We start from the raw sequence: 18,854 nt of genomic DNA, 5'->3' as shown, positions 1-18,854 counted from the left end.
TTCCGTGGTTTCAGCTGCCGGAGACCTGACCGGAGTTGAAGTTGAACTGGTGGCCCATCGACGTGCACTGAACCGCGCCGCGGTAGCCCTGGGTGCACGTCGCGCCCGCGTAATCGATCCGGGCCGGGGTGAAGTTGTCGCCGCTGAATGGCAGGGCCGGGTTGCCGCCGGGCAAGGTGTGCGCGTTGCCGCCGGACCACTCAGGGTGTGCTGGCCATGAACCGTTGTCGATGATCACGGCGGGCACGTACGGCACCGGGAACTGCTGTCCTTGCGGGCCGGAGAGACTGACGTACATCACCGAAGCGGCCGGGTTCACGTCGCAGCCGACGACACCGGCACCAGTGATGGAGCAGTTGAATCCACCGATGTTGAAGTACTGCGTATCCCCATCTGCCTTCGCAACGCCGCACGCGATGCCGAAGAAGAATCCGGCCGCCATGGCACCGGCGACAACCTTTGACCGAGCTTGCATGTGTCATCTCCTGTGACGAGCTGATGTCTAGCTGATCATGTGCAATGCGTATCGCACCCCGGAGAGACTGGTTACATGCGAACGGGGAGCCCAGGCACCACGCCCAAGCTCCCCGCTGATTGGCACGATCGGTCAGGGCTGGTCGGACAACCCCTGCCGGTGCTGGAGTGTTACTCGCTGACGAACTGGACGAACTGTGACCACTGGTCGGACGTGAAGTACAGCTCAGGCCCGCCAGGGTTCTTGCTGTCGCGGACGCCCGTCCGGCCTTCGTCGTGGCAAATCTCCACGCACTGATTGTTGGCGTCCGACCAGCTCGATTTGTACCACTCGCCCCTTACCGGGTTCTTCACGCCGCGTACTCCTTCGCAACTTGAGACAGAAAGTCTCGGGTGTCGTTCTCGCTCAACGCTACCGCGCGCAGACCGTCAATGGCCTGTCGATACGGGTAGACCTCCTCTTCGTGCTCATGGAAAACGCTCCCAATCGCGCCCTCTGCGTACACCACTGGTGGCAGCGCGGCTCCGCTCGTTCCGGTCGGCAGTTCCAGCAGGGTGAAGGTCTGCATCGTCATCCCGGCGTGCGGTTCGGCCGTGAAGGGGATCACCCGAATGCGTACGTTGTCGCGCGCGCCGACCTCCGCAAGCCAGTGAAGTTGCCCGGCCATAACCGGCGGAGCCCCGGCGCGATTCCGCAGGACAGCTTCGGAGAGATAGGTCTCCAGCTGGAAGTCTGGATCGCCGAGACGGGCTTGTCTCTTCTCGTTGAGTTCCACGCGGCGTTCAAGGTCGACGGCCGACAGTCTCTTGGTTTCGTTGATGCGAAGGATCGCACGGCGGTAGTCGGGGGTCTGCAACAGTCCGGGGACGATGACCGGCTGGTGCGCGGTGATTCCGATTGCGACCTTCTCCAGTCGGAGGAAGCGTTCGAAGTTTGGAACGACCTGATCGGAGTATGCCTTCCAGAAGCCCTTCGAATTCCCCTGCGCCTTAGCCGCTTTGTCCTGCTCTTTGATCTCTGTCCACAGTGATAGCGCGGCCGACCGCTCTTCGGGGGTGGCCTCGTAGTGGTCCAGAAGGCCGTTGATGTGCATGGTGCCTAGCTTCACTGGCGAACCGCGCTCCAGTCGGTCAAGAACCTGCCGGGTCACTTCGATGTGAAGCGCGGCGGTGGTCATTGAAGATCTCGGTGCCTTCTGTCGAAGCCCTTGCATGAACTTGCCGAAATCCATGCGAGAGACCGTCAATTCGGCCATTTTCGTTAGCCTCGCTATCTGTGGATTGTCCGTCACGGACGGTGCCCGTTGGGGACTATGTCCGTGGGGGACACGTCCCTGGCGGACACCCATTGTATTTCGTAACGAGTCCGCCCGGGGCGGGTTATTCGCAACGATTTAGGTGTCTACTGGACCCATCGCACCTGGCGACGACAAGGGACTGGGAACGGGCCGCCGCTGGGCATTCAAGCCAAGATCCACACCATAGGTTGATCAAGGGGATTTTGAAATGTCTTGGGACGCAGTGGTACTCATCGCTCTGCTCATCACTTTCTTGCTGGCAATCGTTGCCTGGGGTTACTCGGGCTACTTCCAGGACGACGCCCCGGCCGGTGATGTTCGGTCTCTCAGATTTGCCAGTACCGAAGGCGGATACCTGGACATCACCGCAACCGCGCAGGGGACGCGGGTGGGTTGGCTATACCGGGGCCAGCACCGGGGGCGATGAGGCAATGTCAACGAACTCGCATGAAGGGGGCAGCCCAATGCTGGGTATCCCAATCGAGAACCACGAAGCAGTCACGGCGATGTCTCTCAGCTATGCGCGAGGTGTCGTACGAGTTCATCAATGCTGCTCGATCCTGGCTTGCCCGAAGAAGCGTCAAGCCGTCGCGAAACTGATTGCCGCACGCAAGGCCATTGCGGGAATGTATGCGGTGCAACAGAACCCGCGCCCGACCGAGATGCGGTGAGGTTATGGTGATCAGCCACCAGCCGCCGGACTACCCGGTCATGAGCCTGGAAGTCGCGCGCAGGGGGCGGGCTGCTCACGCCGATTGCGACGAGAACTGTTCCGCGCGAGCGTATTTCGAGAAGCGGTTCGCCCGCCTTGACCGCGAGTCTCGTACGCTTCGAAGCTCGAATAACGTTGTGTCCCTTAGGGGTTCCTGGAACATCTGGACCGACCCCGCCTGAAGACTTCCCCGCCCGGTGCCTAGTCCACGATGTGCAGCCGGAAGGGGGTAGAGGAAGCCCCCGGGTGGTCGACTACCGGCCCGGGGGCTTCCGCATGTCCGGGGGTCTACTTCAGCAGCTGGTCCTTGTACTTCGGGCAGTAGAACGCAATCGCCTCGTTGACGAACTCCCGCGACTGTTCAGCCGTAAAGTACGGGGCCGCAACGTCATTGACAGTCACCTGATCGCGGGGGACGGCTGCCACCACCGCGGCCTCGTACTCGGCGGTCTGACCCTGGTCCATCTGTTCGCAGACCTTCTTCGCGGCCGACCAGACGTTCATAGAGCTGTCGTGCGGTAGGCCGTCGTGCTTGATCGCCGCGAGGAACTTCGCGTCTTGCGTGGTAGCCGCATCGTCAGCGCCTGAACCGCAGGCGGCCAGCGAGACCGCTCCAATGATGACGACAGGCCAAGCGGCCCAGCCCTTGACGCCCACCCGCACCCCTCCCAGAGAAGTTCGAACTGCCGGGGGAATCATCGCATACGGCTATGAAAGCGAGGTGGGGTGCCGATACTGGTTACCTATGAGTGCCTTCGAGGATGCTTTGAACCAGAACAGAGCCGCTTGGCAACGGGGTGAACAGCGGGATCGGGAGACTGAACAAGCCGCGCGCGAGTTCGCCGAGACGATGCGTAAGCATCAAATACCGACAAACTTCCGCTTCACTCATAACGGGAGGGCGGACGAGGGTTGGTACCTCTCCAACGCGTTTTCCGCATACGACCACGTAATCTCTTGGAGCGGTGAGATTTTCACGGCTTATTGCTCGGATGGTCGGCCGGACGATTGGGGCGATCCGTCACCCTCTGGCGCGAACACCGAGTACTTGGCGCAGCGTGCGGCCTTTATCCTCCAGACGGGACGGTTTTAAAACAGCTTGCCGGGGTGGTGCTCGTCCGGCTCGGGCTGGGGCCGCTGGCGCATCTCTTCTCGGATCTCCAGACCGCGGCGAAGCTGCTCGTCTGCCTGCTTGTCCAGCAGCTGGTTCGCGTACTGCTCCAGCTCGGCAGTGTCTTCGCCCTTGGCTGCCTTGGCTTCGATCTGCTCCAGCACCCAAGCCATCTCGGCCTTCGGGTCTGGCTTGCGTCCGGCCACGGAGCCACCCTATCGACTGGGTGGCTCCGTGGCCGACAACTACGCCTGCTTGCGGAGCTTCAGGAGCTTGGACAGTCCGTCCAGGATTTCCTTGCGCTTGTCGGCATCCACGCCGTCTTCGCGCAGGGCGAGCCACACAATGCTGATCTTGGTGGCGGCCGTGGCTACAGCTCCACCACCGAGGGTGTACAGCACGGGTTCGATGTAATCGGTCAACGCCACTGGGGGCTCTTCCTCTCTCGGTTGTGGTCGAGGAGAGGGCATTCGCGAACCTCAGCTCGACCAATGCCACATCCACAAATGATGGATGTGCTTGATCTGAGCCAAGATTCGACCTCCAGCCAGGAGGAACTTGGCGTCCTTCCTCACCGTGAAGGACTACCGGCTTTCATATATAGCGGGGATCTGGGCACCCGTTGGGGTCTCGTCGTGGATGTTCGAAATGCCGTTATCTTGCTCGCGTCGCCCCTGTACAAGCTGGTGAACAGGCCCCCAAGGTTTCATCCATGGAGTGCGAGAACGGGCTGAGTTGGCGGACACTTACAACTTCAGCCACCGGCGATAGTACGCGACCTCTGAGCATCAGACAAAGCATCGGCCGGTTGGAGCTGGTTTCCTGGCCTCACCCCGTCCAGGCGTACTGATACCGGCGCTCGGGCTCGAACACGATCACTTCCTGGCGACCGTTTGCCAGCGTCATGAACACGTATTCGCTGGTGGTGGCGGACGGGATGCGCCGGACGATTTCCCGAAGGGCTTCGTCGGCCTCCACGATGTGTTCTTCGGCCCGGCCGGTGGCGAACTCGACGCAAGTAACCGTGACCTTCATCGAGCCGCCTCCCGTCTGGTATCTGGTCGTATGTCCGTTTATCGGCATACAGCTGGCTAGCGTTGCGCAAGTTTGTCCGCTAGGTACTGCTTCCTGGGAGCATTGATGGGTGATTGAGCAGATGGCTCAGGCGGCCACATCCCAGGCAGATGTCCCTTGGTGGATCCCCTACCTTGCACTTGGGGTTCCATTAGGAGTTGTCATCGCGGCATTGATAAGTGGCAGGGTGTCCCTGCGCGCCGTGAAGAAGACTCCTCATGAGCGGCTAGTGTCACTCATTACCGCCCTGAAGGACTGGCCCGAGGATATGCCAGGCAAGGAATCGATACGATTGTCCATCGAGGTAGTTCTTGCTGAAATTCGATATTCGGAACAGCTGTCGAACCTTCCGCATATCGCCGTAGGCGGCGGAATTGAAGTGGAACTGGATAGATTTGTCTTCCGAAAGAACCGGCGAATCCTGTTGGTGAAATTTTTTGCTACAGTATTATGCGTTCTCGCGTTCATGGGTGCAGAATCGATTATTCTCGATGTCACTTCCGAGGAAGGGCGAGGTTTATTTGCCTTTACTGGCGGCCTAGGTTGCATTGCAATGATAGTTGTTGCGTTCGGCGGCATTCCTTTCTTGGTTGAATACTTTAAGCCTCGGGTTACTGAACGTAAGAGGGCTAGGGGAATAGAGCCGTATCCAAAGGAGTAGTGGACTGAATAGCCACATGTCTCATTGCGGTGTCCGGTGAATCGCCTTGATTCGGTCCGGCCGTACAGAGCGGTATTCGCGGTGCCCAGCTGGCCCGCCAACGAACGTGAGGCTCACTGCGCCCTGCGTGGACGTGCTGACGTGAACGAACTTCCAGACGCCGCGCAGGTGCTTCAGCGAGCACGCCACGCCAGCCGTGAGGGTCCGCCGGGGCGACAGCTGGTATTCGGTGGCGGTGGTCATCGCTGGCACCCTTCGGACGGATAGAACTTGCGCTCGTCCATCGCCCGGCCGAGTCGGAGCTTCCGGGCTGGATTCACCTCGCGCTCGTATTCGGCTTCGAGTTCGTCCGTTGTCGCCAGCATGATGTGCAGCTGCTCTTCAGTGGCTTTCAACATCACAGCGCCTCGAATTCCTTGCGGCACCGGAAGTACCAGCCGATGATGTCGTTCTGCTGCTCGGCGGCAACTACCCGCGCGGCGAACTCCGGCGGCACGACGGCCGACGCCCATACCTTGTCGAAGTCGGCGCGGAACTCCGGCTCTTCCAGGTAATCGGCACCGTAATCCGCGATGACTGCGACGGACCGGGAGGCCATGAGCGCGGGGTCCAGGTTGGTGAAGAGATTCATTTCTTCGCCCCTTCGAATGCGAAGAGCAGGGCAATCATGCTGCTGTGGCGCTCTTCTGCTTTGATCGCTGCGGCGAACTCGTCCCGATAGGCGAAGTCCACCAGGGTTTCGAAGTGCACGCGGAATTGCTTCTGGTTGAAGGCTCCGTGGTATTCGAACGTCGCGCGTACGCAGTTCTCGGCCTGCGTGTGAACCAGCTCGGCGTAGGTCATCGCGACATCACCGCCATTGCGGCGGCGGTCACGGGGGACTGGCCACGGTCGTAGTCAGTGCGCCAGTCGTAGGTGATGGCGTCGAACTTCAGGCCGAAGCGGGTCCGAAGAAGGTGATCGATCTGACCGAGCCAGGCGGTGTATTCCCTATCGGCTCCGAGTGGAATCGGTTGTGGGGCAGCATCTTTGGTGCTCATAGTTGGTCTCCTGGCGGGAGGGTGCGTTATGCTTCCTGTTACCAACTTTTGGTGGTACCAAGGTGCTGGAGGCGCTTCGAACTCCCTTGGAGGAGGGCGAAGTTCGCATTGCCCGTCGTGACGGCGTAGCGCGCTATCCCGCCAGATTCCAGCTGGTGCTGGCGGCCAACCCCTGCCCGTGCGCACCCGCCCGCGATATCGACTGCATCTGCGCCCCTCTGGCCCGCCGTCGCTACCTCGGCAAGCTCTCGGGACCATTGCTCGATCGCATAGACCTGGCGGTCCAGATGCACGCCCAATCCGCCGGTGCCTTCAGCGGCGAGGAAGTCGAGAGCAGCGAGGCAGTCCGAGCCCGAGTAGCCGTGGCCCGAGACGCGGCGGCCGAACGCTGGTCCGCCCTGGGCTTATCCACCAATGCTGAAGTCCCGGGCCATATCCTGCGCCAAAAATTCCGCCTCCCCCGCGAGGCCCTCGCCCCCGTCGAAAACGCCCTCCGCCACGGCCGCATGTCCGCCCGAGGAGCGGACAGGGCAATCAGAGTGGCCTGGACCGTCTGCGACTTACGCGGCGGCGACCTGCCGACGGCCCAGGACATCCTGCAAGCCTTGAACTTCCGCCAGCGAGGTGCCGCATGACCGACCACCGTCTCCACGGTCCGGCCGAGCCAGGACCGGATCCCTCATCTGAACCGCAATGCGCCGCAGCCGAATCCGACCGGAGCCACGATGAGCGGCGTTTGGCGTGGATCTATTTGTCGCGGGTGGTCGAAGGACCTTGTGCGGCATTGAGTTCGCTTATCGAGTCGGTGGGGGTGGTGGAGGCGGCTCGGGCGGTGCGTACGTGTGCGCTGCCGGAGGTGTTGCGTGGGCCGACCGAAGCGCGGCGGGGGGTCGAGCAGGCCGAGGCGGATCTGGCGTTGATGGATCGGCTTGGGGGGCGGGTGATTACGCCGGATGATGCGGAGTGGCCCGCGTGGCGGATGCTGGGATTGCGGCAGTTGGATCCGGAGCAGGATGAGGCTGCCGCTGTGCCGCTGGTGTTGTGGGCGCGGGGGCCGCGGTCCCTGTTGGAGTGCACTGAGCGGGCCGTGGCCGTCGTTGGTGCGCGGTGCAGCACCGGGTATGGGAATCACGCGACGGGGGAGATTGCGGGGGAACTCGCGGTGCGGGGCTGGACGGTGGTGTCGGGGGCGGCTTTCGGGATTGATGGGATGGCGCATCGGGCGGCGCTCGCGGTGGGTGGGTGCACCATCGCCGTGCTCGGGTGCGGGGTGGACCGGCCGTATCCGGTGCAGCACGATCAGCTGCTCGCGGAGATCGCTGCCACGGGGTTGGTGGTCAGCGAGTATCCGCCGGGGACCGGGGCGCGAAAGCATCATTTCCTGGCGCGGAATCGACTCATCGCGGCCTTGGCGGACACCGTGGTCGTGGTGGAGGCGGGTGCGCGCAGTGGGGCGCGCAATACCGTGAAATGGACTCGGCGACTGGGGCGTCCGGCTCTCGCGGTGCCGGGGCCGATCACCTCGGCCGCATCGGTCGGGTGTCATCGCATGATTCGGGAGGGGGAGGCGTTTCTGGTTGCCAGCGCGGCGGACATTCTCGATGAGGCTGGGCCGCTGCGACTTTCACTGCCGGGGAAGGTGCCGTCCGCGCCGGAGGACAACCTGTCCGATGAGGAGGCGCTGATCTATGCGGCGCTGCCCGCGGTCGGGTCGCGGGTGCCGCGGTCGTTGGTCGCGGAGACCGGCCTGTCGATGCCCGCGGTTCGGGCGACGCTGTCCGGTCTGGAGATTGCCGGGCTCGTGGCCTGCGATGACTCCGGGTGGTATCGGATAGGCGGCGCGGGAACTTGCTTTGCGGGTGGGGGAGGGTGAACGTGGGGGGATGAGTGGACTGCCCGAGGACCTGGAGGCCTTGCTGACCGAGTACGGGCGGCATTTGCGGCTGGGGCGGAATCGGTCGGAGCATACGGTGCGAGCCTATGTGGGGGATGCGCGGTCGCTGCTGGAGCATTTGGTGGCGCGGGCGGCGGATTCCGGTGTGGCGGAAGTGGATTTGGCACTGCTGCGGTCGTGGCTGGCGGAGCAGTCAACGGGCGGTGCGGCCCGCACCACCATGGCGCGGCGCACCTCCTCGGCGCGCACCTTCACCGCGTGGCTGACGCATACCGGGAAGCTGGGGGTGGATCCGGGCCCGCGACTGGGATCGCCCAAGGCGCATCGGGTGCTGCCCACGGTACTCGGCCGAGAGCAGGCGCGGGCGGCCATGGATGCGGCGGAATCCGGTGCGGCCCAGCATGATCCGATGGCGTTGCGCGATCGGCTGATCGTGGAGATGCTGTACGCCACCGGAATTCGAGTGAGCGAACTCTGCGGCCTCGATATCGACGACGTGGATCGAGAACGTCGTCTGGTGCGCGTACTCGGCAAGGGCAACAAGGAACGCGCGGTCCCGTTCGGCCTCCCCGCCGATCAAGCCCTGGACGCCTGGCTGCGCTACGGCCGCGCCTTGCTCGCGATCCCGGATTCCGGCCGCGCCCTGCTGCTCGGCCGCCGCGGCCGCCGCCTCGATCAGCGCCAAGCCAGAACCGTTGTCCACGAAGTGATTTCCGCGATCCCCGGCGCCCCCGACATGGGCCCGCACGGCTTCCGCCACACCGCCGCCACCCACCTCCTCGAAGGCGGTGCCGACCTGCGCATAGTCCAGGAAATCCTCGGCCACGCCAGCCTCGCCACCACCCAGCTCTACACCCACGTCTCCATCGACCGCCTGAAGAAAGCCCACGACCAAGCCCACCCCCGCGCATGACGGCCTACAACCTCCAGCGACTCATCGACCCGCCCGCACCTTCGCACGTAACTACTGCCAGCCATGAGCGGTCCGGCCTTCGGCGCGCGGTATCGCCGCCAACCGCCGATAACCTCGGGCGGGCGCGTGATGTCGGCGGTTCGCGCGCATGACTGTTGATCCGGTTCCCGAGTCGGTCGGGCTGCTGGCCGGGGCCGCGAATTCGCCGGTGATTCTGCATGTTCCGCATTCCTCGCGGGTGATCCCGGCCGCTGTTCGGGTCGATATTCTGCTCGATGAGCGGGAGCTCGAGGATGAGCTGGATCGGATCACCGATGCGCATACCGAGCGGCTCGCCGCCATCGCGGCGGAGCGTGCGCAGGTTTCGCCTTGGCGGTTCGTGAATCGGTTGTCCCGTCTGGTCGTCGACCCGGAACGCTTCCCCGATGAGCGCGAGGAGATGCTCGCGGCGGGTATGGGGGCGGTGTACGCCCGGACTACGCATCGGAAAGCTTTGCGTCCGGCGGATTTCGATTCGGAACCGCTGCTCGATGCTTATTTCCGCCCCTATGCGCGAGCGATGACCGATGTGGTCGCGGATCGGCTGGCCGCCACGGGCCGGGCGGTCATCATCGATGTGCACTCGTATCCGACCGTTCCGCTGCCCTATGAGTTGCATGGTGATGGTGATCGGCCGCCGATCTGCCTGGGTACGGACGACTTTCATACACCGTCATGGCTCACAGCCCGTGCCGCCGAGGTTTTCGCGGAGTTCGGCGGCGTCGGCGTGAACAGTCCGTTCGCCGGGACCTATGTACCCCTGGACCGGTATGGAACAGATGCGCGCGTCATCGCGTTAATGCTGGAAATCAGGCGGGACACCTATATGAGCGAACCCGGTGGGCCGCCCGGAGCGGGTCTGGAACCTCTGGCGATCGCGCTGGCCGCGCTGATCGATGAACTCTCGTAATCGACGCCATATCGAAGTCTATCGACGAGCTATCGTTAGCCGTGCTACGTTGAGTTAGGTAATCCTAATAATGGAGGTGGCTCCTTGGCTCGCGCCCGCACAACCTTTGTCGTCCAGAACACCATTCGCCTGTCCGAGCACCTGATTCGCGTCCACCTCGGCGGTCCCGGCTTCGCCGCGTTCGAGCCGAACGCGTTCACCGATGCCTACGTGAAACTGGCCTTCCCCGGCCCGGACGGCGACACCATGCGCACCTACACCGTGCGCTCGATCGATACCGCCGCGCAGGAGATCGCCATCGATTTCGTCTATCACGGCGATGAGGGCGTGGCCGGTCCCTGGGCCGCCGCCGCCGAACCCGGCGACACCATCGACCTGCTCGGCCCCGGCGGCGCCTACGCCCCGCGCCCGGACGCCGACTGGCATCTGCTCGCCGGTGACGATTCCGCTCTGCCCGCCATCGCCGCGGCCTGCGCCGCGCTGCCCGCCGACGCGGTGGGCCGGGTATTCGTCGAAGTCGCCGGTCCCGCCGATGAACTCGCCTTCGTATACCCCGAAGGCGTGAAGATGACGTGGATCCACCGTGGCGACGCCGACCCGGGTGAACTGCTGGCCGCCGCGGTGCGCGCCGAACCCTGGCTCGACGGCCAGGTGCAGGTCTTCATCCACGGTGAAGCCCAGGCGGTCATGCACGATCTGCGCCCCTACATCCGCAAGGAGCGCGGCGTCACCGCCGAATGGGCGTCGTCCATCTCCGGCTACTGGCGTCGCGGCCGCACCGAAGAGGGCTTCCGCCGCTGGAAGTCCGACCTCGCCGAGAGCGAGAAGGCTACTCCCGCAGGCGTTTAGCTACGCGAGGTCCACTCCGCGCCGCGCTTTGGGTTCGGTGCTGCCCCGGTTCAGTCGGGTCGGTCGTGTTCAGGGGCCGCCCCCGGACCAGGTATCGGGCACGTGGTCAGTGTGCGGTGGTTCCCTGCTCCGGCTTCGGTTTGCGCTTGGCTGCCCGATCGCAGGATCGGACCGTCATGATGTACCGCCATGCGAACCAGCGCTGCATCAACCGAACCGCCGGGCCGCCCGCGCGGACGTACCAGGCTCCCGGCCGGGAGAACGCGGCGATAATCCCGTACACCGATTCGTCGGTCGGGTCGTATTCGACCGCGAACAGTTCCTCTCCGATCAAGGGGTGACCGGGCAGGGTGCCGTACGCGAATCCACGCTGATTCGGCTCGTCGAGGATGTAGACGACTCGGGCCGGGGCGGTAATTCCGAATGGACCTACGCCGCCCAGTCGAATCGTGATTTCGGTCCCCGGTTCGGCGGTGGGGGTATCCGCCGCGACGAAAATCCCGGTTCCGCGCTGCATCTCGTATTCGAGAACCTGGCTGGCCGCATGGTTGAACATGGGCCGGCCGGAGCCGATGCGGCGGCGCATTCGGAAGTGGTGATAGCCCTTCGGAAAATCACCGGTGGTCGCGCCGACATCGGGATAGGTGAAGGGGATGGTGGCGGGTTCGTGCGGCATGTCCTACATCCTGGCCTCAGTTGGCCTCGAGTGGTTTGAGTCGGATGGGCGTTCGATGAATCAGGCCCAGCGGGTCCAGATAATCATGCGAGCGACGCACTCCCCAGTGCAGGCAGGCCGCCACCGGGCAACCGTCGTGCCCGCGCTCCAGCACGCCGACGGGTGTGCCGCGATTCACCGTGCGGCCCAACGGGATTGACGATGTCACCGGTTCGTAGGTGGTGCGCAGCCCGCCGGGATGATCGATGGACACCACCGATTTCCCGGCGACCACCCCCGCAAACGCGATCCTGCCGCCGCCCGCCGCGAGCACCTGCTGCCCGGGCGTTCCGGCCAGATCTACCCCGCGATGCCCGGGCAGCCAATTCCGCTCGGGTTTGTCGAAGGCGCGCACGACCGCCGGGCGCGGCCGCAGCGGCCAGTCGAATTCGCCCGGCGCCGCGAAACACGACGGCGCGAAGACGATCGGCCCCAGCAGCAGGACCAACCCGCCGACGGCGATTGGTGTGAGCCGCCGCATAGCTGACCAGCCGACAGCGATCGGCCCGAGCCGTCGCACCGGAAGCCGGCCGAGAATGATCGACACGAGCGGGCGCATGCGTTCACTGTGCGCGCCGACGCTCGCCGCCGGACTACCGTGAATGGCGAATGTGGATAGCCCACGCGATGTGAATACTGCGTGATTGACATGCTCGAAACCGGCTGGACCAGGTGTTTCGCATTGGCAGCCTCGTATGGAAAAAGGAGAATTGGCATGGGCTCCGCCGAGCCGTCCGGAAATTCCGCCAACGCGGATCCGGCCGCGATCGAACACGAGATCGCCGCCACCGAAGCCCGGATCGAAGAGCTCATCGAGGTCGAGGAGTCCGAACTCGACTACCGCTTCACGCTCGCCAACGAGCGCACCTTCCTGGCCTGGATGCGCACCGCTCTTGGCCTGCTCGCGGGCGGCGTCGCCGTGCACGAACTGGTGAAACCCTTTCGCCACCACGGCGTTCGCTCCGCCGTCGCGATGAGCTGCATCGTGCTCGCGGGCATCATCGCGCTGGGCGCGTACGGCCGTTGGCGGCATGTGCAGGCCGCCATGCAGGCCGGTGCGAAGATGCCGCGCACGCTCATGGTGCCGATTCTGGCCGCCGGTATCGCGATCATCGCGGTGCTCGCGGGCATCGGCCTACTGCTGTCGTGACCAGACCGGAGGCGGGTCTGGCGGCCGAGCGCACCGCCCTGGCCTGGCGGCGCACCGCGATCGCGTCGATGGCCAACGCGGTGCTGTTCCTCAAGGCCGCGTTCAGCAGTGATTGGCGTCCGGTGACTGTGGCGGCGTTCATGGCCACGATCGCATTGCTGGTGGTCACGGCCGTGTGCGTGCGCCGGGGCCAGGTATTGCATTCGCATCGAAAAGGCGCGTGGAACAAGGGGGATCGAGGTATCGCCGCGGTCGCGGTGGCGGTCGGCGGTGTGGTTGCCGTGGCGTTCGTGCTGGCACTGGAATACGCGATCCTCGGGAAGTAAGTATTGCCAGGTCAGCCCCCTTCTGTTAGGGCCGATTTCGGCCTGGGGTGACGGCACCGTAAACTGATCCAGCGGTTTGCTTGAACGCAATCCGACTTCGCGCGCCCACATCGAGGGTCGTCGGCTGGTCCCCCAGATTTTTCATTGGCGGGTTCCGAGGGCTGTGGGCGCCAGGGCAGAGATCGCCGATTTCTGCGTCAACCAGCAATGAAAGGGTTACGGGGCCATGCCTGTCGTAACAATGAGGCAGCTGCTCGACAGCGGCGCGCACTTCGGACACCAGACCCGTCGGTGGAACCCGAAGATGAAGCGTTTCATCTTCACCGACCGCAACGGCATCTACATCATCGATTTGCAGCAGACGCTGACCTACATCGACAAGGCCTACGAGTTCGTCAAGGAGACTGTCGCCCACGGTGGCACCGTCCTCTTCGTCGGTACCAAGAAGCAGGCCCAGGAGTCGATCGCGGCCGAGGCCACTCGCGTCGGCATGCCCTACGTGAACCAGCGCTGGCTGGGCGGCATGCTCACCAACTTCGGCACCGTGCACAAGCGCCTTCAGCGTATGAAGGAGCTCGAGGCCATGGAGCAGACCGGTGGCTTCGAGGGTCGCACCAAGAAGGAAATCCTCATGCTCACGCGTGAGAAGAACAAGCTCGAGCGCACCCTCGGCGGCATCCGGGACATGGCCAAGGTTCCCTCGGCCATCTGGGTCGTCGACACCAACAAGGAGCACATCGCCGTCGGTGAGGCTCGCAAGCTGAACATCCCGGTCATCGCGATCCTGGACACCAACTGCGATCCCGACCTGGTCGACTACCCGATCCCGGGTAACGACGACGCGATCCGTTCGGCCGCGCTGCTGACCCGCGTTGTGGCTTCCGCCGTCGCCGAGGGCGTGCAGGCTCGTGCCTCGCGTGCCGCCGGTGATTCCAAGCCCGAAGCCGGCGAGCCGCTCGCCGAGTGGGAGCAGGAACTGCTGTCGTCGGCCACCCCGGCCGCCGAGGCTGCCGCTGAGGCCCCCGTCGAGACCGCGGCCGAGGCCGCTGTCGCCGAGGTTCCCCCGGCCACCACCCCGGCTGATTTCTGAGCCGAGTCACAAGCAGTTAGTTCACCCTGCCGCCCCTTCCTGTTCGGAAGCGGGCGGCATGGTGTGACAAACCCACAGACCAACACTGAGGAGGCTCGCCGCCATGGCGAACTACACCGCCGCTGACGTGAAGAAGCTTCGCGACCTCACCGGCTCCGGCATGATGGACTGCAAGCGGGCGCTCGAGGAGAACGACGGCGACTTCGAGAAGGCCGTCGAGACCCTGCGCATCAAGGGCGCCAAGGACGTCGGCAAGCGCGCTGAGCGCGCCACCGCCGAGGGCCTGGTCACCGCCGCTGACGGCGTGCTGATCGAGATCAACTCCGAGACCGACTTCGTCGCCAAGAACGCGGAGTTCCAGGAACTGGCCAACGCGGTTGTCGCCGCCGCCGCCAAGGCCCGCCCGGCCGACCTGGACGCGCTCAAGGCTGTCGACCTGGGCGGCAAGACCGCCGATCAGGCCGTGCAGGAGCTGGCCGCGAAGATCGGCGAGAAGCTCGAACTGCGTCGCGTCATCTCGTACGACGGCCCCGTCGCCACCTACCTGCACAAGCGTGCCACCGATCTGCCCCCCGCCGTCGGCGTGCTGGTGCAGTACACCGGTGACAGCGAAGCGGCCGCCGAGGCCGCCCGCGCCGCCGCCATGCAGGTCGCCGCGCTCAAGGCCAAGTACGTGACCCGCGATGAGGTTCCGGCCGAGCTGGTCGAGAAGGAGCGTTCGATCGCCGAGGCGACCGCGCGCGAAGAGGGCAAGCCCGAGGCCGCCCTCGCCAAGATCACCGAAGGTCGCGTCAACGGCTTCTACAAGGACGTCGTCCTGCTGGAGCAGCCGTCGGTCACCGACAACAAGAAGACCGTGAAGCAGCTCCTGGACGAGGCCGGTGCCGTTGTCACCGCCTTCTCCCGCTTCGAGGTCGGCCAGGCGTAATTCGCCTGACACACCGAAAAGGCCCCTCGCCCATCGATTTTCGATGAGCGAGGGGCCTTTCCATATCCGGGGCTGTCGTCAAGCGGTGATAACCGTGGTCAGTGGCTTGCGCAGGTCGTGCATACACCGGAACCGCTGAGGATCGCGGTGATGATCGGAGGCCAGATCAGCTGCATAACCGCGCTTCCGGACGCCTCGGCGCTGAACGAGCTGAAGTCCGGGAGGTGATTCGCCTGTGCCCAGCTGCTTTCCGCGTTCAGTAGCGGGCCGATGATCGGGCCGAGGAGGTTGGCGGAGCCCGTGGCCGAGCCCGCGCCCGAACCGCTGGGCGAGTCCGCGACCGCGGCGGGCGAGGTGTCGGCGGCGGGGGTGAGGGTGATGTCGGCCGCGGCGGTGCCGATGCCGAGTGCGGAGGTGAGTGCCAGCGCGGCGAGTCCACCGCAGGCGATCCGGGTTGAGAAGCGTGTCATAGCTGTCGATGCTATTTGAAATGTATTCATTTCAATCAGTTTCCGTGCCCCCAATTCCGTTGGGCGCCTGCCGAATTCCGCACGGCCCCGCTCCGCGACGTATCTCGGTGCGCGGTGCGGCCCTGTCGTCGGCCGACTAGGAAACGCCGGGGCCATGTGCATTCAACGACCCGCTGAAGAGTGGATAGATGAACACGTCGCCGAACTTCCCCCACAATGTCCAGAAGGCATCGTTGACGCCCGAGCTCCCCGGCGGAAGAGCATTACTCCCGCTCGCGCTTCCGGTCGCCGGGGTGATGGCGACGGCCGAGGCGCCATCGATCGGTTCGAGTGCGACATTCGCCGCGGCCTGTCCGGCCGCGGCGATCACTCCCGTGGTGAGCGTCAGGATGGCGAACCCGATTCGGATCCCTTGGTGTGTGCTGCTGATCATGATCCGCACATTATTTGAAACATCTAAACTTCAAATATATTCGGCCCACGATCCGCGCTGATTACCCTTGACCGGAGGAATGCGCGCAGCCATTGATGCCACCGCATATCAGGATCATGAGGATTGTCCCGAACGGCCGCCATATGGCGGCCAGGATCGGAACGTCCGAGGCTGCGGCACTCATCGAGCTGAGTAGATCGGTGGTGCGCGGGATGGTCACCGAGCCGAGGTTGATGGTCTCGCCCGATGTGTAGATGTTGTCAGCGGTGATCACGGGCGCGGCGTCCAACGGCACCTCCGCGACGGCCGACCCTGCGGTAGTCACGAGCCCAACGGTGATGGCGAGTGCGGCGATGCCGGCACGAAGCGCGCGTCGTTTGGATTGCACGGCTCACGCGCCTTGGTGGTTGTTGGCGCAGGTGGTGCAGATGCCCGACCCCGACAGCAGTGCCGAGAGAATCGGCGGCCAGATCAACTGCACGACAGAACTTCCCGCCGCCTCGGCGCTGAACGAACTGAAGTCGGGCAGGTGATTGGCTTGGGCCCAGCCGCTTTCGGAGTTGAGCAGGGGTCCGAGGAGATTGAATGAGCCGGTGGCCGAGCCCGCACCCGAACCGCTGGGGGCGTCCGCGACCGTGGCCGTGGGTGAGGTGTCGGCGGGCGGGGTGAGCGGGATATCCGCCGAGGCGTGGCCCGCGGTCGTTGTCAGGGCGGTTGCCATGATCAGACCGGCTAGAGCCACCCCGGCCCGGTACTTGATGTTCATGCCCGCCACATTAGTGAACAGTTGATATTTCAGATTGAATTTCGCAATGTGGGATCGAGTTTCGCACTTCAGAGTTTCCAGTTGGTGGCGCGCAGCCAGCCGTTCAGGTCGAGCAGTTCCGGATATGCCGTGCGCAGGGCGACGAGATCGACGGGGGCCGGGGGGTGGGTGTTGAAGTGGGCGAACATCTTTGCGACCTGTTCGTCGAAGGCGCGGATTTGTTCGATCGGGATCTGTACCGTGCGCGGGGTCAATCCGGCTGCGCGGCTGAGGATTTCGGCGATCTTCGGTGGTGTCAGGACGTCTCCGGCCAGGACCAGGGTGCGGCCGAGGAACTCGTCGGGGCGGTCGAAGGCGATGGCGGCGAAGCGGCCGATATCGTCGATGGCGATGAGCGGCATCGGGATGTCCGGAGCGACCGCGAGGGCCAGCACCAGGTCGTCGCCGTCGCGGGTGGGCTTGTTGTAGGTGGCGAAATTGTCCATGAACAGCACCGGGCGCAGAATCGTAGCGGGTAGTCCTAGTTCGCGGATGCGGTCCTCGATCTGTTCCTTGGACCGGTAGTACTCGATACCGGAGTCCGTGCCCGCACCGCTGAGCGAGCTGTACACCAGGTGGTCGATGCCGAGTTCGCCGACCAGTTCGGCAATGCGCCGCCCGCGCCGCTGCTCATCCGCGACGGCTGCGAGGCTGATGTTCACCCCGTCCATCATGGTCAGCATGAGGAATACCCCGTGCACGCCGTCCATGGCCTTGCGCAGTGAGTCCTCATCGTCGAGGTCGCCCACCGCGAGCTCCGCGCCCGCCGACCGCAGTGCGACAGCCCCGGGCGCTTCCGGGTCGCGTACGAAAGCCCTTACCGGCCAGCCGCGTTCGAGTAGCGCGGTGGCGGTGGCCCCGCCCTGGCGGCCGGTGGCGCCGATGACCAGGATCGGTGCGTCGTGCTCGGACATGGCGTACTCCCTTGATTCCCTGCGGATTTGGATTTGCTACCGGTAATCACGCTACGAATTCGTGCACGTCCCTGTCCTGGTGGCGATACTGCTACCCAGAGGCTCTGCACGGGGGGTGTCGGAATGGTAAGTGGCAACGGCAATCCCGGTCCGCTGGCGGCGCGGCAGGCGCGATTGGGGGAGTTCCTGCGGGCCCGGCGGGCGATGCTGCAACCGGGGGATGTGGGTTTGGTGGCGTACGGCGATCCCGCGCGCAGACGCACCCCGGGCCTGCGCCGCGAGGAGGTCGCCGAACTGTCCGGGGTGGGGCTGACCTGGTACACCTGGCTGGAGCAGGGCCGGGATGTGGCGGCGAGCGCGCAGGTCATCGATGCCCTGGCGCGTACCCTGCGGCTGGATCCGGATCAGCACGGTCACCTGCGTTTTCTGGCGGGTCTGGCCGAACCGAATGAACCGCGTCCGGACGCGGACAGGCAGCGTTTGCAGCGCCTGGTGGACGCGTCCATGCCGAATCCGGCGGTGGTCTACGACCCGGATTTCGACTATCTGGTGTGGAATCGCGCGTACGTGCTGGTGCGTCATGATCCGCTGGAATTGCCGCCGTCCCGCCGCAATCTGATGTGGATGATGTTCACCGACAAGGACAATCGAGCGCGTATGCCGCGCTGGGAGTCGGCGGCGCTGGCGGTGCTGAGTCAGTTGCGTGATGCGGTGGGGCGGCGGCCGGGCGATCCGGTGCTGTCCGCCTTGGTGTCTGGTTTGTCCGAGGCCAGTCCGGAGTTCCGCGGCTGGTGGTCCGAGTACCCGATCCATCGTTTCCGTCCCGCGAGCGTGGCTGTGCGCCATGCCGGTATCGGGGTGATCGAGTTGGAATTGTTCCAATTGCGCCCGGTCGAGAATCAGGGTCTGCTGTTGGTGGTGCAGGTGCCGCGCGATGCGGTGTCGGGGCAGCGCATCGCAACGTTGCTGGCCCGCGCGCGGCCGTCACCGAATGTCACGAATTCGGACGCGGTATAGAGGGTCGCCGCACCGTCGTGACCGTGCGTGG

31 protein-coding genes and 1 pseudogene are annotated in these 18,854 nt (G+C 64.6%); 14 read left to right on the top strand and 18 right to left on the bottom strand.

What is annotated here, in order from left to right; all coding sequences use genetic code 11:
- Window positions 1-10 precede the first annotated feature (10 nt).
- From ACFVUS_RS12425 to ACFVUS_RS12415, 3 genes are all read right to left on the bottom strand, one after another.
- Window positions 11-442 carry a hypothetical protein gene (locus tag ACFVUS_RS12425; protein WP_387764361.1) on the bottom strand — a complete coding sequence of 144 codons (432 nt, stop codon included), beginning with the start codon at window positions 440-442 and terminating at the stop codon, window positions 11-13.
- A 203-nt stretch (window positions 443-645) separates the two neighbouring features.
- On the bottom strand, window positions 646-828 hold the full coding sequence (locus ACFVUS_RS12420; protein WP_387764359.1) for a DUF397 domain-containing protein: 183 nt from the start codon (window positions 826-828) through the stop codon (window positions 646-648).
- Window positions 825-1,730, bottom strand: coding sequence for a DUF5753 domain-containing protein (locus ACFVUS_RS12415; RefSeq protein ID WP_387764357.1), 906 nt, complete (start codon window positions 1,728-1,730; stop codon window positions 825-827). Before ACFVUS_RS12415 ends, ACFVUS_RS12420 begins: the two co-directional genes overlap by 4 nt.
- Before the next feature lie 506 nt (window positions 1,731-2,236).
- Here ACFVUS_RS12415 and ACFVUS_RS12410 point away from each other — a divergent pair.
- Entirely contained in the window at window positions 2,237-2,443 is a 207-nt protein-coding gene (locus ACFVUS_RS12410) for a hypothetical protein (protein WP_387764355.1), read from the top strand.
- A gap of 329 nt (window positions 2,444-2,772) precedes the next feature.
- Here the strand turns inward: ACFVUS_RS12410 and ACFVUS_RS12405 are convergent, their stop codons facing one another.
- Window positions 2,773-3,141: a DUF732 domain-containing protein gene (locus ACFVUS_RS12405; RefSeq protein ID WP_387764353.1), complete on the bottom strand. Its 369-nt coding sequence runs from the start codon at window positions 3,139-3,141 to the stop codon at window positions 2,773-2,775.
- Window positions 3,142-3,229: 88 nt separating this feature from the next.
- Here ACFVUS_RS12405 and ACFVUS_RS12400 point away from each other — a divergent pair, with 88 nt between their 5' ends.
- Complete coding sequence (locus tag ACFVUS_RS12400; RefSeq protein ID WP_387764351.1) at window positions 3,230-3,577, top strand: hypothetical protein; 348 nt, start codon at window positions 3,230-3,232, stop codon at window positions 3,575-3,577.
- On the opposite strand, the gene ACFVUS_RS12395 is transcribed toward ACFVUS_RS12400, so the two are convergent.
- The 3 genes from ACFVUS_RS12395 to ACFVUS_RS12385 all read right to left on the bottom strand — a co-directional run bounded on the left by ACFVUS_RS12395 (window position 3,574) and on the right by ACFVUS_RS12385 (window position 4,630).
- Window positions 3,574-3,801, bottom strand: coding sequence for a hypothetical protein (locus ACFVUS_RS12395; RefSeq protein ID WP_387764349.1), 228 nt, complete (start codon window positions 3,799-3,801; stop codon window positions 3,574-3,576). The two genes, ACFVUS_RS12400 and ACFVUS_RS12395, sit on opposite strands and share 4 nt — an antisense overlap.
- 39 nt (window positions 3,802-3,840) lie before the next feature.
- Window positions 3,841-4,023 (bottom strand): hypothetical protein, encoded by a 183-nt coding sequence (locus tag ACFVUS_RS12390; RefSeq protein WP_387764347.1) that lies wholly within the window; start codon window positions 4,021-4,023, stop codon window positions 3,841-3,843.
- Between the two features lie 400 nt (window positions 4,024-4,423).
- The gene (locus tag ACFVUS_RS12385) at window positions 4,424-4,630 is read right to left on the bottom strand and encodes a hypothetical protein (protein ID WP_387764345.1); all 207 of its coding nucleotides are present in this window, start codon (window positions 4,628-4,630) and stop codon (window positions 4,424-4,426) included.
- A gap of 109 nt (window positions 4,631-4,739) precedes the next feature.
- On the opposite strand from ACFVUS_RS12385, the gene ACFVUS_RS12380 reads away from it, so the two are divergent.
- Entirely contained in the window at window positions 4,740-5,330 is a 591-nt protein-coding gene (locus tag ACFVUS_RS12380) for a hypothetical protein (RefSeq protein ID WP_387764343.1), read from the top strand.
- 21 nt (window positions 5,331-5,351) lie between these two features.
- Here the strand turns inward: ACFVUS_RS12380 and ACFVUS_RS12375 are convergent, their stop codons facing one another.
- Genes ACFVUS_RS12375 through ACFVUS_RS12355 form a run of 5 tightly spaced genes read right to left on the bottom strand, consistent with a single transcriptional unit; the run spans window position 5,352 to window position 6,370 of the window.
- The gene (locus ACFVUS_RS12375) at window positions 5,352-5,573 is read right to left on the bottom strand and encodes a hypothetical protein (RefSeq protein ID WP_387764341.1); all 222 of its coding nucleotides are present in this window, start codon (window positions 5,571-5,573) and stop codon (window positions 5,352-5,354) included.
- Window positions 5,570-5,728: a hypothetical protein gene (locus tag ACFVUS_RS12370; protein ID WP_387764339.1), complete on the bottom strand. Its 159-nt coding sequence runs from the start codon at window positions 5,726-5,728 to the stop codon at window positions 5,570-5,572. The genes ACFVUS_RS12375 and ACFVUS_RS12370 overlap by 4 nt, the downstream gene beginning before the upstream one ends.
- On the bottom strand, window positions 5,728-5,961 hold the full coding sequence (locus ACFVUS_RS12365; RefSeq protein ID WP_387764337.1) for a hypothetical protein: 234 nt from the start codon (window positions 5,959-5,961) through the stop codon (window positions 5,728-5,730). Before ACFVUS_RS12365 ends, ACFVUS_RS12370 begins: the two co-directional genes overlap by 1 nt.
- Window positions 5,958-6,173 (bottom strand): hypothetical protein, encoded by a 216-nt coding sequence (locus tag ACFVUS_RS12360; RefSeq protein ID WP_387764335.1) that lies wholly within the window; start codon window positions 6,171-6,173, stop codon window positions 5,958-5,960. The genes ACFVUS_RS12365 and ACFVUS_RS12360 overlap by 4 nt, the downstream gene beginning before the upstream one ends.
- Entirely contained in the window at window positions 6,170-6,370 is a 201-nt protein-coding gene (locus ACFVUS_RS12355; protein ID WP_387764333.1) for a hypothetical protein, read from the bottom strand. Before ACFVUS_RS12355 ends, ACFVUS_RS12360 begins: the two co-directional genes overlap by 4 nt.
- A gap of 53 nt (window positions 6,371-6,423) precedes the next feature.
- Here ACFVUS_RS12355 and ACFVUS_RS12350 point away from each other — a divergent pair.
- From ACFVUS_RS12350 to ACFVUS_RS12330, 5 genes and pseudogenes are all read left to right on the top strand, one after another.
- A pseudogene (locus ACFVUS_RS12350) lies at window positions 6,424-7,005 on the top strand (ATP-binding protein); the annotation flags it as partial.
- Window positions 7,006-7,154: 149 nt separating this feature from the next.
- Window positions 7,155-8,243 (top strand): DNA-processing protein DprA, encoded by a 1,089-nt coding sequence (gene dprA, locus ACFVUS_RS12345; protein ID WP_387764331.1) that lies wholly within the window; start codon window positions 7,155-7,157, stop codon window positions 8,241-8,243.
- A gap of 10 nt (window positions 8,244-8,253) precedes the next feature.
- The gene (locus ACFVUS_RS12340) at window positions 8,254-9,177 is read left to right on the top strand and encodes a tyrosine recombinase XerC (protein ID WP_387764329.1); all 924 of its coding nucleotides are present in this window, start codon (window positions 8,254-8,256) and stop codon (window positions 9,175-9,177) included.
- Window positions 9,178-9,325: 148 nt separating this feature from the next.
- Window positions 9,326-10,126 (top strand): N-formylglutamate amidohydrolase, encoded by an 801-nt coding sequence (locus ACFVUS_RS12335; RefSeq protein WP_387764327.1) that lies wholly within the window; start codon window positions 9,326-9,328, stop codon window positions 10,124-10,126.
- An 84-nt stretch (window positions 10,127-10,210) separates the two neighbouring features.
- Window positions 10,211-10,975 carry a siderophore-interacting protein gene (locus tag ACFVUS_RS12330; RefSeq protein ID WP_387764325.1) on the top strand — a complete coding sequence of 255 codons (765 nt, stop codon included), beginning with the start codon at window positions 10,211-10,213 and terminating at the stop codon, window positions 10,973-10,975.
- 106 nt (window positions 10,976-11,081) lie between these two features.
- On the opposite strand, the gene ACFVUS_RS12325 is transcribed toward ACFVUS_RS12330, so the two are convergent.
- The gene (locus ACFVUS_RS12325) at window positions 11,082-11,651 is read right to left on the bottom strand and encodes a DUF1990 family protein (protein ID WP_387764323.1); all 570 of its coding nucleotides are present in this window, start codon (window positions 11,649-11,651) and stop codon (window positions 11,082-11,084) included.
- Window positions 11,652-11,667: 16 nt separating this feature from the next.
- On the bottom strand, window positions 11,668-12,171 hold the full coding sequence (locus ACFVUS_RS12320) for a M23 family metallopeptidase (RefSeq protein ID WP_387765538.1): 504 nt from the start codon (window positions 12,169-12,171) through the stop codon (window positions 11,668-11,670).
- 234 nt (window positions 12,172-12,405) lie between these two features.
- On the opposite strand from ACFVUS_RS12320, the gene ACFVUS_RS12315 reads away from it, so the two are divergent.
- From ACFVUS_RS12315 to tsf, 4 genes are all read left to right on the top strand, one after another.
- A complete protein-coding gene (locus ACFVUS_RS12315) occupies window positions 12,406-12,840 on the top strand; it encodes a YidH family protein (protein WP_387764321.1) in 435 nt (144 codons plus the stop codon).
- Complete coding sequence (locus ACFVUS_RS12310) at window positions 12,837-13,166, top strand: DUF202 domain-containing protein (protein ID WP_387764319.1); 330 nt, start codon at window positions 12,837-12,839, stop codon at window positions 13,164-13,166. The genes ACFVUS_RS12315 and ACFVUS_RS12310 overlap by 4 nt, the downstream gene beginning before the upstream one ends.
- 226 nt (window positions 13,167-13,392) lie before the next feature.
- Window positions 13,393-14,256, top strand: a complete 864-nt coding sequence (gene rpsB / locus ACFVUS_RS12305) for a 30S ribosomal protein S2 (protein ID WP_364630636.1) — start codon at window positions 13,393-13,395, stop codon at window positions 14,254-14,256.
- 103 nt (window positions 14,257-14,359) lie between these two features.
- On the top strand, window positions 14,360-15,184 hold the full coding sequence (gene tsf / locus ACFVUS_RS12300) for a translation elongation factor Ts (RefSeq protein ID WP_387764316.1): 825 nt from the start codon (window positions 14,360-14,362) through the stop codon (window positions 15,182-15,184).
- Between the two features lie 98 nt (window positions 15,185-15,282).
- Here the strand turns inward: tsf and ACFVUS_RS12295 are convergent, their stop codons facing one another.
- Window positions 15,283-15,654, bottom strand: a complete 372-nt coding sequence (locus ACFVUS_RS12295; RefSeq protein WP_387764314.1) for a hypothetical protein — start codon at window positions 15,652-15,654, stop codon at window positions 15,283-15,285.
- Window positions 15,655-15,842: 188 nt separating this feature from the next.
- On the opposite strand from ACFVUS_RS12295, the gene ACFVUS_RS12290 reads away from it, so the two are divergent.
- Window positions 15,843-16,148: a hypothetical protein gene (locus tag ACFVUS_RS12290; protein WP_387764312.1), complete on the top strand. Its 306-nt coding sequence runs from the start codon at window positions 15,843-15,845 to the stop codon at window positions 16,146-16,148.
- Here ACFVUS_RS12290 and ACFVUS_RS12285 read toward each other — a convergent pair whose 3' ends face one another.
- The 3 genes from ACFVUS_RS12285 to ACFVUS_RS12275 form a co-directional block, all read right to left on the bottom strand.
- Window positions 16,149-16,412: a hypothetical protein gene (locus tag ACFVUS_RS12285; RefSeq protein ID WP_387764307.1), complete on the bottom strand. Its 264-nt coding sequence runs from the start codon at window positions 16,410-16,412 to the stop codon at window positions 16,149-16,151.
- Window positions 16,413-16,478: 66 nt separating this feature from the next.
- On the bottom strand, window positions 16,479-16,853 hold the full coding sequence (locus ACFVUS_RS12280) for a hypothetical protein (RefSeq protein ID WP_387764305.1): 375 nt from the start codon (window positions 16,851-16,853) through the stop codon (window positions 16,479-16,481).
- Between the two features lie 68 nt (window positions 16,854-16,921).
- The gene (locus tag ACFVUS_RS12275) at window positions 16,922-17,806 is read right to left on the bottom strand and encodes an NmrA/HSCARG family protein (protein WP_387764303.1); all 885 of its coding nucleotides are present in this window, start codon (window positions 17,804-17,806) and stop codon (window positions 16,922-16,924) included.
- A gap of 123 nt (window positions 17,807-17,929) precedes the next feature.
- On the opposite strand from ACFVUS_RS12275, the gene ACFVUS_RS12270 reads away from it, so the two are divergent.
- Window positions 17,930-18,823 (top strand): helix-turn-helix transcriptional regulator, encoded by an 894-nt coding sequence (locus ACFVUS_RS12270; RefSeq protein WP_387764302.1) that lies wholly within the window; start codon window positions 17,930-17,932, stop codon window positions 18,821-18,823.
- Window positions 18,824-18,854: the final 31 nt, after the last annotated feature.

The sequence above is a fragment of the Nocardia sp. NPDC058058 genome (assembly GCF_042885355.1).
In the GTDB taxonomy this organism is placed as follows: domain Bacteria; phylum Actinomycetota; class Actinomycetes; order Mycobacteriales; family Mycobacteriaceae; genus Nocardia.
The sequence above is the reverse complement of the archived record's forward strand: the minus strand, read 5'-3'. Positions and strand labels throughout refer to the sequence as shown.